13 protein-coding genes are annotated in these 17,169 nt (G+C 68.4%); all 13 read right to left on the reverse strand.

Annotated elements, in window-relative coordinates; genetic code table 11:
- Positions 1-4: 4 nt before the first annotated feature.
- The 13 genes from rplB to rpoB all read right to left on the reverse strand — a co-directional run bounded on the left by rplB (position 5) and on the right by rpoB (position 16,707).
- Positions 5-844: a 50S ribosomal protein L2 gene (rplB, locus tag O7611_RS24960; RefSeq protein WP_013288631.1), complete on the reverse strand. Its 840-nt coding sequence runs from the start codon at positions 842-844 to the stop codon at positions 5-7.
- A 12-nt stretch (positions 845-856) separates the two neighbouring features.
- A complete protein-coding gene (gene rplW / locus O7611_RS24965; protein WP_013288632.1) occupies positions 857-1,159 on the reverse strand; it encodes a 50S ribosomal protein L23 in 303 nt (100 codons plus the stop codon).
- On the reverse strand, positions 1,156-1,821 hold the full coding sequence (gene rplD / locus O7611_RS24970) for a 50S ribosomal protein L4 (RefSeq protein ID WP_135242074.1): 666 nt from the start codon (positions 1,819-1,821) through the stop codon (positions 1,156-1,158). Before rplD ends, rplW begins: the two co-directional genes overlap by 4 nt.
- Complete coding sequence (gene rplC / locus O7611_RS24975) at positions 1,818-2,483, reverse strand: 50S ribosomal protein L3 (protein ID WP_120573086.1); 666 nt, start codon at positions 2,481-2,483, stop codon at positions 1,818-1,820. The genes rplD and rplC overlap by 4 nt, the downstream gene beginning before the upstream one ends.
- Before the next feature lie 11 nt (positions 2,484-2,494).
- The gene (gene rpsJ / locus O7611_RS24980) at positions 2,495-2,803 is read right to left on the reverse strand and encodes a 30S ribosomal protein S10 (RefSeq protein ID WP_007073037.1); all 309 of its coding nucleotides are present in this window, start codon (positions 2,801-2,803) and stop codon (positions 2,495-2,497) included.
- Positions 2,804-3,159: 356 nt separating this feature from the next.
- Positions 3,160-4,353: an elongation factor Tu gene (tuf, locus tag O7611_RS24985; protein ID WP_013288635.1), complete on the reverse strand. Its 1,194-nt coding sequence runs from the start codon at positions 4,351-4,353 to the stop codon at positions 3,160-3,162.
- 223 nt (positions 4,354-4,576) lie between these two features.
- The gene (gene fusA / locus O7611_RS24990; RefSeq protein ID WP_194801425.1) at positions 4,577-6,673 is read right to left on the reverse strand and encodes an elongation factor G; all 2,097 of its coding nucleotides are present in this window, start codon (positions 6,671-6,673) and stop codon (positions 4,577-4,579) included.
- A gap of 75 nt (positions 6,674-6,748) precedes the next feature.
- Entirely contained in the window at positions 6,749-7,219 is a 471-nt protein-coding gene (rpsG, locus tag O7611_RS24995; protein ID WP_013288637.1) for a 30S ribosomal protein S7, read from the reverse strand.
- A 1-nt stretch (position 7,220) separates the two neighbouring features.
- Positions 7,221-7,595: a 30S ribosomal protein S12 gene (gene rpsL / locus O7611_RS25000; protein ID WP_007465318.1), complete on the reverse strand. Its 375-nt coding sequence runs from the start codon at positions 7,593-7,595 to the stop codon at positions 7,221-7,223.
- A 500-nt stretch (positions 7,596-8,095) separates the two neighbouring features.
- A complete protein-coding gene (locus O7611_RS25005; RefSeq protein WP_194801541.1) occupies positions 8,096-8,467 on the reverse strand; it encodes a hypothetical protein in 372 nt (123 codons plus the stop codon).
- 375 nt (positions 8,468-8,842) lie between these two features.
- Complete coding sequence (locus tag O7611_RS25010) at positions 8,843-9,211, reverse strand: hypothetical protein (RefSeq protein ID WP_269697665.1); 369 nt, start codon at positions 9,209-9,211, stop codon at positions 8,843-8,845.
- 96 nt (positions 9,212-9,307) lie between these two features.
- Positions 9,308-13,195 carry a DNA-directed RNA polymerase subunit beta' gene (locus O7611_RS25015; RefSeq protein ID WP_194801427.1) on the reverse strand — a complete coding sequence of 1,296 codons (3,888 nt, stop codon included), beginning with the start codon at positions 13,193-13,195 and terminating at the stop codon, positions 9,308-9,310.
- A gap of 80 nt (positions 13,196-13,275) precedes the next feature.
- Complete coding sequence (rpoB, locus tag O7611_RS25020) at positions 13,276-16,707, reverse strand: DNA-directed RNA polymerase subunit beta (protein WP_013288641.1); 3,432 nt, start codon at positions 16,705-16,707, stop codon at positions 13,276-13,278.
- Between the last annotated feature and the right edge of the window lie 462 nt (positions 16,708-17,169).

A 17,169-nucleotide genomic window follows, 5' to 3' on the forward strand; every position in this document is an offset into this window, starting at 1 on the left:
TCCCTCAGCCGCGCTTACGCGTGGCGTAGCGGCGGCGGACGATCAGCCGGTCGCTCGGCTGGCCCTTACGACGGGTGCGGCCCTCGGGCTTACCCTGCGGGTTGACCGGGTGACGACCACCGGAGGTCTTACCCTCACCACCACCGTGCGGGTGGTCGACCGGGTTCATCGCGACACCACGGACGGTCGGGCGCTTGCCCTTCCACCGCATACGGCCGGCCTTACCCCAGTTGATGTTCGACTGGTCGGCGTTGCCGATCTCGCCGATGCTGGCGCGGCAGCGCACGTCCACGCGCCGGATCTCACCGGACGGCATGCGGAGGGTCGCGTACGCGCCCTCACGGCCGAGCAGCTGGATGCCGACGCCGGCCGAGCGGGCCAGCTTGGCGCCGCCACCCGGACGCAGCTCCACGTTGTGGATGGTGGTACCGACCGGGATGTTGCGCAGCGGCAGGTTGTTGCCCGGCTTGATGTCGGCGCCCGGACCGGACTCGACGCGGTCGCCCTGCTTCAGGTCCTTCGGCGCGATGATGTAGCGCTTCTCGCCGTCGGCGTAGTGCAGCAGCGCGATGCGCGCGGTGCGGTTCGGGTCGTACTCGATGTGGGCGACCTTCGCCGGCACGCCGTCCTTGTCGACCCGCTTGAAGTCGATCAGACGGTACTGGCGCTTGTGGCCGCCACCGTGGTGCCGCGTGGTGATCCGGCCGTGGGCGTTGCGTCCGCCCTTCTTCGGCAGCGGAGCCAGCAGCGACTTCTCGGGCGTCGACCGGGTGATCTCGGCGAAGTCGGCAACGCTCGAGCCACGCCGGCCCGGCGTCGTCGGCTTGTACTTACGGATAGCCATTGTCTACACCCCTCAGCTGACCGGGCCGCCGAAGGCCTCGATACGGTCACCGTCAGCCAGCTTCACCATCGCGCGCTTGGTGTCCTTGCGCTTGCCGAACCCGGTACGGGTCCGCTTGCGCTTGCCCTCGCGGTTGAGCGTGTTGACCGTCAGGACGCGGACGTTGAAGATCTGCTGGATAGCGATCTTGATCTCGGTCTTGTTGGCGTCCGGGTGCACCAGGAAGGTGTACCAGTTGCGGTTCAGCTCGCTGTAGCTCTTCTCCGAGACGACCGGCGCGACGATGACGTCACGCGGATCGGCGATCGTGCTCACTTGCCATCCTCCTCGGTGGTCTCGGCGGGAACGCCCAGGAACTCGTCCAGGGCCTCCTTGGTGAAGACCACGTCGTCGGCCACCAGCACGTCGTAGGTGTTGAGCTGGCCGGCCTCGATCAGGTGCACCCGGCTGTCCCGCGCGTTACGCAGGTTCCGCAGCGACACCCAGTTCAGCTCGTCGGTGCTGCTCAGCACGACCAGGACCCGACGGGCCTCGGTGAGCTTGGTCAGCGTGGCCAGGGCCGCCTTGGTGGACGGCTTCTCGCCGGAGACGAACGCCTCGACGACGTGCACCTGGCCGGCGCGGGCCCGGTCGGAGAGGGCGCCACGCAGGGCGGCGGCCTTCATCTTCTTCGGGGTGCGCTGGCTGTAGTCGCGCGGCACCGGGCCGTGGACCACGCCACCGCCGGCGAACTGCGGCGCGCGGGTCGAGCCCTGGCGGGCACGACCGGTGCCCTTCTGCTTGTACGGCTTCTTGCCTCCACCGGAGACCTCGCCGCGGGTCTTCGTCTTGTGCGTACCCTGACGGGCCGCCGCGAGCTGGGCCACCACGACCTGGTGCATCAGGGCGATGTTGGCCTGCGCGTCGAAGATGTCGGCCGGCAGCTCGACGGAGCCGCTCTTGGCGCCTTCGACGTTGATGACGTCAACGGTGGTCACTTGGCCGCACCGCCCTTCTTCACCTTCGCCTTGGCCGCAGTGCGGACCAGGACCAGCGCGCCCTTCGGGCCGGGGATGGCGCCGCGGACGAGCAGGAGGTTGTTCTCGGTGTCGACCGCCTGGACGGTCAGGTTCTGGACGGTGTAGCGCACGCCACCCATCCGGCCCGCCATCCGGGTGCCCTTGAAGACGCGACCCGGGGTCGCGCAGGCGCCGATCGAGCCGGGCGAGCGGTGCTTGCGCTCGACACCGTGGCTGGCACGCAGACCGTGGAAGCCGTGCCGCTTCATCGGGCCGGCGTAGCCCTTGCCCTTGGTCTTGCCGGTCACGTCGATCACGACGCCGGCCGGGAACTCCTCGACCGTGACCTCCTGGCCCGGCGCGTAGTCCGCGGCGTCGGAGGTGCGCAGCTCGACGATGTGCCGGCGCGGCGCGACGTCCGCCTTGGCGTAGTGGCCGGCGACCGGCTTCTTGACCTTGCGCGGGTCGATGACCCCGTACGCCAGCTGGACCGCGGAGTAGCCGTCCTTGTCGGCGCTACGAACCTGGCTCACGACGCACGGGCCGGCCTGAACCACGGTCACGGGCACAACCTTGTTGTTGTCCCAGACCTGGGTCATGCCGAGCTTGGCGCCCAGGATCCCCTTGACTTGCCTGTCCATTTGTCCGGTCCCTACAGCTTGATCTCGATGTCGACGCCAGCCGGCAGGTCGAGGCGCATGAGCGAGTCGACCGTCTTCGGGGTCGGGTCGATGATGTCGATCAGACGCTTGTGCGTACGCATCTCGAAGTGCTCGCGCGAGTCCTTGTACTTGTGCGGCGAGCGGATGACGCAGAAACGGTTGATCTCCGTGGGCAGCGGCACCGGGCCAGCGACCTGCGCCCCGGTACGCGTCACCGTCTCGACGATCTTCCGAGCCGAGGAGTCGACGACCTCGTGGTCATAGGCCTTGAGCCGGATGCGGATCTTCTGTCCCGCCATGGTGGCTTCTGTTCCTTCTCTCGATGCCGCTGTGTTGCGGGCGCCTGTACCGGCTGGCACAGGCCCACTTCCGCCGACCCCCGCGGTCGGGCGTGTCGCGCCCGTGGGCCAGGCTCCGCCCCGGGACTCCGGAGCGATTCTCTGACCACGCGGTGGGTCATGGCGCCGATCGCGGGGGCCGCGACCTGGACGCCGCGCGAGGGTGGTTGACCGCCGATGGCGATCAACCACCCTACGCGAGACAGTCTGACTCCCGGAGGTCCAGCGTTAACCCGGACGCAGGCGACCGACTGTCGTTACGCAACCTGACTAGTATGCCGCACGACCGGCGGCGACGCTAATCGGGGTTACCCAGCTCACTTGATGATCTTGGTGACGCGACCCGCGCCGACCGTACGACCACCCTCGCGGATCGCGAACTTCAGGTTCTCCTCCATGGCGATGGGCTGGATCAGCTTCACCGTCATCGAGGTGTTGTCGCCCGGCATGACCATCTCGGTGCCCTCGGGCAGCGTGACGACGCCGGTGACGTCCGTGGTCCGGAAGTAGAACTGCGGGCGGTAGTTCTGGAAGAACGGGGTGTGCCGGCCGCCCTCCTCCTTGGAGAGGATGTAGACCGTCGCCTCGAACTCCGTGTGCGGGGTCGTGGTGCCCGGCTTGATGACGACCATGCCGCGCTCGACGTCCTCGCGCTTGATGCCGCGCAGCAGCAGACCGACGTTCTCACCCGCGCGGGCCTCGTCGAGCAGCTTGCGGAACATCTCGATGCCGGTGCAGGTGGTCTTCATCGACTTCTCACGGATGCCGACGATCTCCACCTCCTCGTTCGGCTTGAGGATGCCGCGCTCGGCGCGACCGGTGACCACGGTGCCGCGACCGGTGATCGTGAAGACGTCCTCGATGGGCATGAGGAACGGCTTCTCGGTCTCGCGCTCCGGCTGCGGGATCGCGGTGTCCACGGCGTTCATCAGGTCCAGGAGCTTCCCGGTCCACTCCGGGTCGCCCTCGAGGGCCTTCAGCGCCGAGACCCGGACGACCGGCAGGTCGTCACCCGGGTACTCCTGCGAGGAGAGCAGCTCACGGACCTCGAGCTCGACGAGCTCCAGGAGCTCCTCGTCGTCGACCATGTCGCTCTTGTTGAGCGCCACGACGATGTACGGCACACCGACCTGACGGGCCAGCAGCACGTGCTCGCGGGTCTGCGGCATCGGGCCGTCGGTCGCCGCCACCACCAGGATCGCGCCGTCCATCTGCGCGGCACCGGTGATCATGTTCTTGATGTAGTCGGCGTGACCGGGGCAGTCGACGTGCGCGTAGTGACGCGCCTCGGTCTGGTACTCGACGTGCGCGATGGAGATCGTGATGCCGCGGGCCTTCTCCTCCGGCGCCTTGTCGATCTCGTCGAACGGCGTGTACGGGTTCAGGTCCGGGTACTGGTCGTGCAGGACCTTGGTGATGGCCGCCGTCAGCGTCGTCTTACCGTGGTCGATGTGACCAATGGTGCCGATGTTGACGTGCGGCTTAGTCCGCTCGAACTTCGCCTTCGCCACTGGTGTCCTCCTGTGGACTTTCTTGGTTCGTTCGCCCCGGCGCGCCGTTCGGCGCTTAGGACTCTGTCGACAGCCTTTCCGGCCGGAAGGCCGGAGAGCTTTTGTGGGTTCTGCGGCGATGAAGCCTACAGGCCCGGTCTCACGCAACCCGATCGAGGTGGCCGCGGGCGGGAGAACCCTCCCGCGACCGCCCTCGCGTCATCGGATCAGCCGAGGGTGAGTGTCACTCACCCGTCGACTTGGCGATGATCTCCTTGGCCACCGAGGCCGGAACCTCGGCGTAGGAGTCGAACTGCATGCTGTAGCTAGCCCGGCCCTGGGTCTTCGACCGCAGGTCGCCGACGTAGCCGAACATCTCCGACAGCGGCACCAGAGCCCGGACGACGCGAGCGCCGCTGCGCTCCTCCATCGCCTGGATGATGCCACGCCGGGAGTTGAGGTCGCCGATGACGTCACCCATGTTCTCCTCAGGAGTGGTGACCTCAACGGCCATCATCGGCTCGAGGAGAGCGGGGTCGGCCTTGCGGGCCGCCTCCTTCATCGCCATCGAGCCGGCGATCTTGAACGCCATCTCCGACGAGTCGACCTCGTGGTACTGGCCGTCCACCAAGGTGAGCTTGACGCCCACCAGGGGGAAGCCGGCGAGGATGCCGTACTGCATGGCGTCCTGCGCACCCGCGTCCACCGAGGGGATGAATTCCCGGGGGATGCGGCCACCGGTCACCGCGTTGGCGAACTCGTACGTCGGGGCGTCGTTGCCCAGCGGCAGCGGCTCCACGCTGATGATCACGCGAGCGTACTGGCCGGAACCACCGGTCTGCTTCTTGTGGGTGTACTCGACCTTCTCCACCTTGCGGCGGATGGTCTCGCGGTACGCCACCTGCGGCTTACCGATGTTCGCCTCGACGTTGAACTCGCGGCGCATCCGGTCGACCAGGATGTCCAGGTGAAGCTCGCCCATGCCGGAGATGACCGTCTGACCGGTCTGGTCGTCCAGCTTGACGCGGAAGGTCGGGTCCTCCTCGGCCAGCCGCTGGATGGCGGTGCTGAGCTTCTCCTGGTCGGCCTTGGTCTTCGGCTCGATGGCCACCTCGATGACCGGCTCCGGGAAGGTCATCGACTCCAGGATGACCGGGTTCGCCGGGTCGCACAGCGTGTCACCGGTGGTGGTCTGCTTCAGACCCTGCACCGCGATGATGTCGCCGGCCTGGGCGGAGCTGCGCTCCTCCCGCTTGTTGGCGTGCATCTGGTAGATCTTGCCGATCCGCTCCTTGCGGTCCTTGGTGGAGTTGATCACCTGAGAACCGGACTCGAGCGTGCCGGAGTAGATCCGGACGTACGTCAGCTTGCCGAGGTGCTTGTCGGTCTGGATCTTGAAGGCCAGGCCGGAGAACGGCTCGGAGACCGAGGGCTTCCGCTGCAGCGGGGTCTCGCCGTCGGTGGCCGTACCCTCGATCGCCGGGATGTCCAGCGGCGAGGGCAGGTACGCGACGACCGCGTCCAGCATCGGCTGGATGCCCTTGTTCTTGAAGGCGGTACCGGTGAGGACCGGGTTGGCCTTGCCGGCGATGGTGGCCCGGCGGATGGCGGCCTTGATCTCGTCGACCGAGATCTCCTCGCCCTCGAGGTACTTCTCCATCACCGAGTCGTCGACGTCGGCGAGGGTCTCCATCAGCTTCTCGCGCCACTCGGCGGCCGAGTCGGCGAGGTCGGCCGGGATGTCCTCGACCGCGTAGTCCTCACCCTTCTGGGTCTCGCCGCGCCAGGTCAGCGCACGCATCTCGACCAGGTCGACCACGCCGATGAAGTCGGACTCGGCGCCGATCGGGATCTGGAGGACCAGCGGGGTGGCGTTGAGCCGGTCGATCATCATCTGCACGCAGCGGAAGAAGTCGGCGCCGGTCCGGTCGAGCTTGTTGACGAAGCACATCCGGGGGACGTTGTACTTGTCCGCCTGCCGCCAGACGTTCTCCGTCTGGGGCTCCACGCCGGCCACGCCGTCGTAGACCGCGACCGCACCGTCCAGAACACGCAGCGACCGCTCGACCTCGACCGTGAAGTCGACGTGGCCGGGCGTGTCGATGATCTGGATCGTGTGGCCCTTCCACTCGCACTTGGTGGCGGCGGAAGTGATGGTGATACCGCGCTCCTGCTCCTGCTCCATCCAGTCCATGACGGCGGCGCCCTCGTGGACCTCACCGATCTTGTACGTGATGCCGGTGTAGAACAGGATTCGCTCGGTGGTAGTGGTCTTACCGGCATCGATGTGGGCCATGATGCCGATGTTGCGTACGTTGGCGAGCGCGTCTGCGGCGGCCACTTCAATCCCTACTTATCGTCGTCTCGACACAACTGGTGGCGGTTCCGGCGCCGGTGGGCGCCGGAACCTCAGGTGTTACCAGCGGTAGTGCGCGAAGGCCTTGTTCGACTCGGCCATCTTGTGCGTGTCCTCACGCCGCTTGACGGCGGCGCCGAGGCCGTTGCTCGCGTCCAGCAGCTCGTTCATCAGCCGCTCGACCATGGTCTTCTCGCGACGGGCGCGGGAGTAGGTCACCAGCCAGCGCAGACCGAGCGTGGTCGCACGGGACGGCCGGACCTCGACCGGAACCTGGTAGGTGGCGCCACCGACACGGCGGCTGCGCACCTCGAGGGTCGGCTTGACGTTGTCCATCGCGCGCTTGAGCGTGACGACGGGGTCGGTGCCGGACTTCTCGCGGCAGCCCTCCAGGGCGGCGTACACGATGCGCTCGGCGAGCTGACGCTTGCCGCGCAGCAGGATCTTGTTCACCAGCTGGGTGACCAGGGGCGAGTTGTACACCGGGTCAGCGACCAGCGGCTTCCGCGGAGCGGGTCCCTTACGCGGCATGTCAGCTCTTCTCCTTCTTCGCGCCGTAGCGGCTGCGAGCCTGCTTGCGGTTGCGGACACCCTGGGTGTCCAGCGAACCGCGCACGATCTTGTACCGCACGCCCGGGAGGTCCTTCACACGACCGCCGCGCACGAGCACGATCGAGTGCTCCTGGAGGTTGTGGCCGACGCCCGGGATGTAGGCGGTCACCTCGATCTGGCTGCTGAGCTTGACACGAGCGACCTTGCGCAGCGCCGAGTTCGGCTTCTTCGGGGTGGTGGTGTACACGCGGGTGCACACGCCGCGCCGCTGGGGAGACCCCTTGAGCGCCGGGGTCTTGGTCTTGGTCGTCTTGGCCTGACGGCCCTTTCGGACCAACTGCTGAATGGTGGGCACCGGGTTTCTCCGCTCCCTTCGGCCGCTGCGAGGCGACCGCGCCGTCTGCTCCAGCCGTCCGGGTGGGCGGCTCTCCTACATTCCAACCAGGGCCGCCTGACGGCTCCCCAGCACCCGCGGTCGGGCGTGTCGCCCGAGTCACGGTTCCGGTGCCGGCCGCTGACGCGTCGTACCGGATCTTCTGGTCTTGGTGGTGCGACCGCGCGATCACCGGCTGACCGGTTCCAGCGCACGCACGCATTGCCCGGGCGGGCCCGGGCACAAGGGGAAAGAGTACCTACCACAGCCGCGCCGGTCAAAACGGATGGGTCGGGAAGGACCGCTGTGCGGTCCGCCGCCCGGTCTCCGGGTCGCCGATGCGCCGGTGATGGGCACCTACAGTGACAAGTGTACCGGCTCGCCCGCCGCACGACCCGGCGGCCCCGACACCGCCCGGCCTTCGGGCACCCGGACATACCGCACAACCCAGGTCACCGGCCGCAGGCGTCGCAGACGCGGCGTCACGTGATCTGCACCACCAGGGCCAGCGCGAGCCCGATCAGGCCGAACAGCAGGCCCGCCGCCCCGCAGGAGATTCCCGCCACGGCCAGGCCGGCGCCGGTGAAGCGCACCGACGGCGGCGGCGCCGGCCGCCGGATCTGCCGCCGGGCGAGCAACCCGGCCACCATCGCGCCGACGCCGATCAGCCCGCCCAGCACGGTGAACGCGCCCGCCGCCCAGGCGCCGCCCACGTTGCGGCCGGCCAGGCCGAAGCACAACACCAGCAGCGACACCCCGATCGCGGCGATACCGGCGACGAGCGACCCGATCGCCAGGCCGGAGGTGACCGGCGGCACGTCGAGGTGGACCACGCCGAACGGCGTACCGGGCACCGCGTCGACCCGCTTCGGCGGCCGCGGCGTCTCGGCCGGCGGGGGCGGAAGCGCCGGCCCGCCGTGCGGGCCCCAGCCACCGTGGCCCGGCGCGCTCCCCGGTGCCGGCCACCCGCCGCCGTGCACCGGCTGACTCCCCGGGTACGCCGCGAACCCCGGCCCGTGCGCCGGTGGACCCCCCGGGTACGGCCCGTGCGCCGGCGCGGACGCGGGACCCGGCGGGTACGGCCCGGGGCGGGTCGGGTCGCCTCCCGGCGCGGCCGGTTCCGTCACGGGGTCCTCCTGTCCACACGCCCGCCGCGCGGCGGACACCGGCCAGGCTACCGCCGCCGATCATTACGAGGTGGGCGGGCGCGGGCCCGCTCCCCCACCGGGTCAGTCGAAGTTCGGCGCGAAATCGTGGCCGAACGACGCGTCCGCGGCCCGGACCACCCCGATCACCACCGCCGCGACGACCGCGGCGGCGGTCAGCACCAGGCCGGTCCGCGCCATCTGCTCGCCGCGCCGCAGGCAGTCCGCGCCGGTGAGATAACCACCCGACGCGTACGCCTCCCGGCGGGCCTGCCGGGCGAGCACGAGCGCGATGGTGGCCGGCACCGCCCCGCCGATGAAGAACCCGGTGAGCGCGCCGATCAGCCCGAGCGCGAAGACGGCGCGGGCCTTCGTGGAGCGGACCGGTTCCGGATCCTGCGGATGGCGGTACGCCTGCGGCACGACGGGCGCCTGCCCGGGCACGGTCGTCATGCCTCCATCATGCCCCGGATCCGGTCCCCCGGTCCCGGCACTCCGGACGCGACGAGGCCCCCGGCGGATGCCGGGGGCCTCGTCGTTGCCTACTGCTTAGCGGTACGACCCGAAGTCGAAGTCGTCCAGCGGAACCGCCTGGCCGCTGGCCGGCCCGAAGCCGTAGTCGGTCTCCGGGTAGCCGGTCATCGAGTAGACCTTGGCCTTCGCCTCCTCGGTCGGCTCGACCCGGACGTTGCGGTACTTGCTGATGCCCGTACCGGCCGGGATGAGCTTACCGATGATCACGTTCTCCTTGAGGCCGATCAGCGAGTCGCTGCGGGCGTGGATCGCCGCGTCCGTCAGCACCCGGGTGGTCTCCTGGAAGGAGGCCGCCGACAGCCAGGAGTCAGTGGCCAGCGAGGCCTTGGTGATACCCATCAGCACCGGGCGACCGGCGGCGGGCTCGCCACCCTCGCCGACGAGCCGGCGGTTCTCCGACTCGAACAGCGCCCGGTCGACCAGCACACCCGGCAGGAACTCGGTCGAGCCGGAGTCGATCACCGTCACCCGCTTGAGCATCTGGCGGATGATGATCTCGATGTGCTTGTCGTGGATGAGCACACCCTGCGAGCGGTAGACCTCCTGGACCTCCTGGGTCAGGTGGACCTGGACCGCACGCGGGCCGAGGATGCGCAGCAGCTCGTGCGGGTCGATGGTGCCCTCGGTGAGCTTCTCGCCGACCTCGACGTGGTCGCCGTCGTGCGCCCGGAGCCGGACCCGCTTCGAGATCTTGTCGTAGACGATCTCGTCGCTGCCGTCGTCCGGGATGACCACGATCTTGCGGGACCGCTCGCCGTCCTCGATCCGAATGCGGCCCGGGGTGTCGGCGATGGGCGCCTTACCCTTCGGCACCCGGGCCTCGAAGATCTCCTGGACACGGGGCAGACCCTGGGTGATGTCCTCACCCGCGACACCACCGGTGTGGAAGGTACGCATCGTCAGCTGCGTACCCGGCTCACCGATCGACTGGGCGGCGATGATGCCGACCGCCTCGCCGACGTCCACGGTCTTGCCGGTCGGCAGCGAGCGGCCGTAGCACGCACCGCAGACGCCCAGCTTCGACTCGCAGGTGAGCACGCTGCGCACCCGCACCGTCTCCACGCCGGCGGCGACGATCGCGTCGACCCCGATGGAGTTGATGTCCTGGCCGCGGTGGGCGACCACGGTGCCGTCCGGGCCCTTGATGTCGTCGGCGAGCGTCCGGGCGTGCACGCTGGTCTCGGCGTGCTCGTGCACGACCAGCTTGCCGTCGATGCGCTCACCGATCTGCATCGGGATGGCACGGTCGGTGCCGCAGTCCTCCTCGCGGATGATGACGTCCTGCGAGACGTCCACCAGACGCCGGGTCAGGTAACCCGAGTCGGCGGTACGCAGGGCGGTGTCCGCGAGGCCCTTACGGGCACCGTGCGTGGAGATGAAGTACTCCAGCACGGACAGACCCTCCCGGTAGCTGGCCTTGATCGGCCGCGGGATGATCTCGCCCTTCGGGTTGGCCACCAGACCACGGATCGCCGCGATCTGCCGGAGCTGGAGCAGGTTACCGCGGGCACCCGAGTTGATCATCTTCCACAGCGGGTTCTCCTGCGGCAGCGCGGTGTCCATCTCCTTGGCGACCTCGTTGGTCGCCTTGGTCCAGATCTCGATGAGCTCGCCGCGGCGCTCCTCGGCGGTCATCAGACCACGCTGGTACTGCTTGTCGATCCGGTCGGCTTCCTTCTCGTACCGCTCCAGGATCTCCCGCTTGCGCGGCGGAGCGATGACGTCCTCCATGCCGATGGTGACGCCGGACCAGGTGGCCCAGTGGAAACCGGCCTCCTTGAGCCCGTCCAGGGTGGCCGCCAGGGCCACCTTCGGGAAGCGCTCGGCGAGGTCGTTGACGATCGCGGAGAGCTGGCCCTTGCGGATCTCGTAGTTCACGAAGCGGTAGCCCGGGGGCAGCGTCTCGTTGAACAGGACCCGGCCCAGCGTGGTCTCCACGGTCACCGGCTCGCCCTCGGTCCACCCCTCGGGGGCGGTCCACGGCTCGGCGCCGGCACCGTTGTCCACCCCGACCACGTCGCGCAGCCGGATCCGGACCGGAGCCTGCAGGTGCAGCTCGCCGTTGTCGTACGCCATCCGCGCCTCGGCGTCCGAGCTGAACGCCCGGCCCTCGCCCTTGCCCCCCGGAGTGAGGTGGGTGAGGTGGTAGAGACCGATGACCATGTCCTGGGTGGGCATGGTGACCGGCTTGCCGTCGGCCGGCTTGAGGATGTTGTTCGACGACAGCATCAGGATCCGCGCCTCGGCCTGGGCCTCGGCGGACAGCGGCACGTGGACCGCCATCTGGTCACCGTCGAAGTCGGCGTTGAACGCGGTGCAGACCAGCGGGTGGATCTGGATGGCCTTGCCCTCGACCAGCTGCGGCTCGAAGGCCTGGATGCCCAGACGGTGCAGGGTCGGCGCGCGGTTCAGCAGCACCGGGTGCTCGCCGATGACCTCTTCCAGCACGTCCCACACGACCGGCCGCTGCCGCTCGACCATCCGCTTGGCGGACTTGATGTTCTGCGCGTGGTTGAGGTCGACCAGCCGCTTCATCACGAACGGCTTGAACAGCTCCAGCGCCATCTGCTTGGGCAGGCCGCACTGGTGCAGCTTGAGCTTCGGGCCGACCACGATGACCGAACGGCCGGAGTAGTCGACGCGCTTGCCCAGCAGGTTCTGGCGGAACCGGCCCTGCTTGCCCTTGAGCATGTCGGACAGCGACTTCAGCGGCCGGTTACCCGGGCCGGTGACCGGACGACCACGGCGGCCGTTGTCGAACAGCGCGTCGACGGCCTCCTGGAGCATCCGCTTCTCGTTGTTGACGATGATCTCGGGCGCGCCGAGGTCGATCAGCCGCTTGAGGCGGTTGTTCCGGTTGATCACACGCCGGTACAGGTCGTTCAGGTCGGAGGTCGCGAAGCGGCCACCGTCGAGCTGCACCATCGGGCGCAGGTCCGGCGGGATGACCGGGACGCAGTCCAGCACCATGCCGAGCGGCGAGTTGCGGGTGTTCTGGAACGCCGCGACGACCTTGAGCCGCTTGAGCGCCCGGATCTTCCGCTGGCCCTTGCCGGAGCGGATGGTCTCGCGCAGGTTCTCCGCCTCGGCCTCCAGGTCCATGTTCTGGACCAGGGCCTTGATCGCCTCGGCGCCCATGCTGCCGGTGAAGTACTCACCGAAGCGGTCGCGCAGCTCGCGGTAGAGCAGCTCGTCGGTGACCAGCTGCTTCGGCTCCAGCTTGCGGAAGGTGTCGAGGACCTCGTCGAGGCGGTCGATCTCGCGCTGGGCCCGGTCGCGGATCTGGCGCATCTCGCGCTCTCCGCCCTCCTTGACCTTGCGCCGGACGTCCGCCTTCGCGCCCTCGGCCTCCAGCTCGGCCAGGTCGGCCTCCAGCTTGGCGGCCCGCTTCTCGATCTCCGAGTCGCGGCTGTTCTCGGCCTGCCGCTTCTCGGCGAGGATCTCGTTCTCGATGGTCGAGAGGTCGCGGTGACGCGCTTCGGCGTCCACGCTCGTCACGACGTACGAGGCGAAGTAGATGATCTTCTCGAGGTCCTTGGGGGCGAGGTCCAGCAGGTAGCCCAGCCGGCTCGGCACGCCCTTGAAGTACCAGATGTGGGTCACCGGAGCGGCCAGCTCGATGTGACCCATCCGCTCCCGGCGAACCTTGGAGCGGGTCACCTCGACGCCGCAGCGCTCGCAGATGATGCCCTTGAAGCGAACCCGCTTGTACTTACCGCAGTAGCACTCCCAGTCCCGCTGCGGACCGAAGATCTTCTCGCAGAAGAGCCCGTCCTTCTCCGGCTTGAGGGTGCGGTAGTTGATGGTCTCGGGCTTCTTGACCTCGCCGTGGGACCACTGACGGATGTCGTCAGCGGTGGCGAGGCCGATGCGCAGCTCGTCGAAGAAGTTGACGTCGAGCACTATGTCCCCTATGTCGTCGTCTGTACTGCTAGCTAACGAGTGGGATCCGGGGCAGGGTCACCCTGCCCCGGATCACCACCTCAGACCTCTTCGACCGAGCTCGGCTCGCGCCGGGACAGGTCGATGCCCAGCTCCTCCGCCGCCCGGAACACCTCGTCGTCGGTCTCGCGCATCTCCAGGGCCACACCGTCGCTGGAGAGCACCTCGACGTTGAGGCACAGCGACTGCAGCTCCTTGAGCAGCACCTTGAACGACTCCGGGATGCCCGGCTCGGGGATGTTCTCGCCCTTGACGATCGCCTCGTAGACCTTGACCCGGCCCAGGACGTCGTCGGACTTGATGGTCAGCAGCTCCTGCAGGGCGTAGGCGGCGCCGTACGCCTGCATGGCCCAGCACTCCATCTCACCGAAGCGCTGGCCACCGAACTGCGCCTTACCACCCAGCGGCTGCTGCGTGATCATCGAGTACGGGCCGGTCGACCGGGCGTGGATCTTGTCGTCGACCAGGTGGTTGAGCTTCAGGATGTAGACGTAGCCGACCGCGATCGGGTCGGGCAGCGGCTCGCCGGAACGACCGTCGAACAGCTGCGCCTTGCCGCTGCCCCCGATGAGCTGGTTGCCGTCCCGGTTGGGCAGGGTCGACGCCAGCAGACCGGAGATCTCCTCCTCGCGGGCACCGTCGAAGACCGGAGTGGCCACGTTGGTGTCCGGCTCGGACTCGTGCGCGTTGATCGAGCGGAGCTGGCGCTTCCACTCGGCGTCGTCGCCGTCCACGCTCCAGCCGGTCTTGGCCACCCACCCGAGGTGGGTCTCCAGGACCTGGCCGATGTTCATCCGGGACGGCACACCGAGCGGGTTCAGCACGATGTCGACCGGGGTGCCGTCCTCCAGGAACGGCATGTCCTCGATCGGCAGGATCTTGGAGATGACGCCCTTGTTGCCGTGGCGGCCCGCGAGCTTGTCACCGTCCTGGATCTTGCGCTTCTGGGCCACGTAGACCCGCACCAGCTCGTTCACGCCCGGGGGCAGCTCGTCGCCGTCCTCGCGGGAGAAGGTACGCACACCGATGACCGTGCCGGTCTCGCCGTGCGGCACCTTCAGCGAGGTGTCCCGGACCTCGCGCGCCTTCTCGCCGAAGATCGCGCGGAGCAGCCGCTCCTCGGGGGTCAGCTCGGTCTCACCCTTCGGGGTGACCTTGCCGACCAGGATGTCGCCGGGGACGACCTCGGCGCCGATCCGGATGATGCCGCGCTCGTCGAGGTCCGCGAGCATCTCCTCGCTGACGTTCGGGATGTCGCGGGTGATCTCCTCCGGGCCGAGCTTGGTGTCCCGGGCGTCGACCTCGTGCTCCTCGATGTGGATCGAGGTGAGCACGTCCTGCTGCACGAGGCGCTGCGACAGGATGATCGCGTCCTCGTAGTTGTGGCCCTCCCAGCACATGAACGCCACCAGCAGGTTGCGTCCGAGCGCCATCTCGCCCTCGTCGGTGCACGGACCGTCGGCGATGACCTGACCGGCCTCGACGCGGTCGCCCTCGAAGACGACCGGCTTCTGGTTGACGCAGGAGCCGGCGTTGGAGCGGCGGAACTTGTGCAGCAGGTACGTCCGGCGGTGGCCGTCGTCCTGGTGGACGGTGATGTAGTCCGCGCACAGGTCCTCGACCACACCGCCGACCTCGGCGACGACGACGTCACCGGCGTCGACCGCGGCGCGGTACTCCATGCCCGTACCGACCAGCGGGGCCTCGGCCTTGACCAGCGGCACCGCCTGACGCTGCATGTTCGCGCCCATGAGCGCGCGGTTGGCGTCGTCGTGCTCCAGGAACGGGATCATCGCGGTGGCGACCGAGGTCATCTGCCGCGGCGACACGTCCATGTAGTCCACGGCGCCCGGCGCGACGTCCTCGGTCTCGCCGCCCTTACGGCGGACCAGGACGCGGTCCTCGGCGAAGGTGCCGTCCGACTTCAGCGGGGCGTTCGCCTGCGCCTTGACGAACCGGTCCTCCTCGTCCGCGGTCAGGTAGTCGATCTGGTCGGTGACCCGGCCGTCGATGACCTTCCGGTACGGCGTCTCGATGAAGCCGAACGGGTTGACCCGGGCGAACGTGGACAGCGCGCCGATCAGGCCGATGTTCGGGCCTTCCGGCGTCTCGATCGGGCACATCCGGCCGTAGTGGGACGGGTGCACGTCGCGGACCTCGAAGCCGGCCCGCTCGCGGGACAGACCACCCGGGCCGAGCGCGCTCAGCCGGCGCCGGTGGGTCAGGCCCGCCAGCGGGTTGGTCTGGTCCATGAACTGGGACAGCTGCGACGTACCGAAGAACTCCTTGATCGCCGCCACCACCGGGCGGATGTTGATCAGGGTCTGCGGCGTGATCGCCTCGACGTCCTGGGTGGTCATCCGCTCGCGGACGACCCGCTCCATCCGGGAGAGACCCACCCGGACCTGGTTCTGGATCAGCTCGCCCACGGTACGCAGGCGACGGTTGCCGAAGTGGTCGATGTCGTCGGCCTCGTAGCCCTCCTCACCGGCGTGCAGCCGGCAGAGGTATTCCACGGTGGCGACGATGTCGTCCTCGGTGAGCGTGCCGGTGGTGATCGGCACGTCCAGCTCGAGCTTCTTGTTGAACTTGTAGCGCCCGACCTTGGCGACGTCGTACCGCTTCGGGTTGAAGAAGAGGTTGTCGAGCAGGGTCTGGGCGTTCTCACGGGTCGGCGGCTCGCCAGGGCGGAGCTTCCGGTAGATGTCGAGCAGGGCCTCGTCCTGGCCGGCGATGTGGTCCTTCTCGAGCGTGGTCATCATGAGCTCGGACCAGCCGAACTTCTCACGGATGCGCTCGGCGGACCACCCGATGGCCTTGAGCAGGACGGTGACGGCCTGGCGGCGCTTGCGGTCGATGCGAACGCCGACCGTGTCGCGCTTGTCGATGTCGAACTCCAGCCAGGCACCCCGGCTCGGGATGACCTTGACGCTGGAGAGGTCGCGGTCGGAGGTCTTGTCCGGCTGCTTGTCGAAGTACACGCCCGGCGAGCGGACGAGCTGGCTGACCACGACGCGCTCGGTGCCGTTGATGATGAAGGTGCCCTTCGGCGTCATCATCGGGAAGTCACCCATGAACACCGTCTGGCTCTTGATCTCGCCAGTGGTGTTGTTGGTGAACTCCGCGGTCACGAACAGCGGCGCGCAGTAGGTCAGGTCCTTCTCCTTGCACTCCTCGATCGAGGCCTTGACCTCGTCGAAGCGCGGAGCCGAGAAGGAGAGCGACATGGTGCCGGAGAAGTCCTCAATGGGACTGATCTCGTCGAGGATCTCCGCGAGACCCGAGCGTGCGTGCGGGTCGTCCGCCGACCGGCCCTGCCAAGCCTCGTTGCCGACGAGCCAGTCGAAGGACTCGTTCTGGATGGCGAGGAGGTTGGGGACCTCGAGGTGTTCGGTGATCCGACCGAAAGAAACTCGGCGGGGCGCGAATGCGCTCGACGTACGACTGGTCTTCGCAGGGCGGGAAGCTGCCAAGATGCGTCCTTCCGAGGACCGGTGCTGCAGAACGGCTGGTACGCGTGCACTCCAATGACCCCACCAGAAATATCCACAATCGGACATTTCCGAGCAGGGGTCAAGTCGGAAGGCAGCGCAAACTAGCAGTGTAGCCGAGAGGCTAACCGCTGTCCAGCCCACCCCGCAGGTCGTCGCGGAACAAGCCCTGGGACCTCGGAAACCGGGTCGACCGGGCCGCTCGGAACGCGACGCTCCTGCCGGTCCGCTCGGGAGCCGCGGCGGCGGTGCTGCCGTTGCCCTTACCCGAGAGGCGGCCGTTGCAAGCGCGGAAGGTCTTGCTGATGTTCAGCGTGCCTGGCAGGCCGGTGCCGCGTCAAGGGCCGGTTACCGCTCGGGGTGTCTTTCCCACCGACGGGCTACCGACAGACGTCGCTGACCGGCCGATGAGAGGACGCTGTACGCCCTGCTCACGCCGTCCGC

Source organism: Micromonospora sp. WMMC273 (assembly GCF_027460285.1).
GTDB lineage: Bacteria > Actinomycetota > Actinomycetes > Mycobacteriales > Micromonosporaceae > Micromonospora > Micromonospora aurantiaca.

What these genes read in the sequence shown, in the direction of transcription:
- rplB (WP_013288631.1), bottom strand. Translation starts at nt 844, where the DNA reads ATGGCTATCCGTAAGTACAAGCCGACGACGCCGGGCCGGCGTGGCTCG.
- rplC (WP_120573086.1), bottom strand. Translation starts at nt 2,483, where the DNA reads ATGGACAGGCAAGTCAAGGGGATCCTGGGCGCCAAGCTCGGCATGACC.
- rpsJ (WP_007073037.1), bottom strand. Translation starts at nt 2,803, where the DNA reads ATGGCGGGACAGAAGATCCGCATCCGGCTCAAGGCCTATGACCACGAG.
- rpsG (WP_013288637.1), bottom strand. Translation starts at nt 7,219, where the DNA reads ATGCCGCGTAAGGGACCCGCTCCGCGGAAGCCGCTGGTCGCTGACCCG.
- O7611_RS25010 (WP_269697665.1), bottom strand. Translation starts at nt 9,211, where the DNA reads ATGACGACCGTGCCCGGGCAGGCGCCCGTCGTGCCGCAGGCGTACCGC.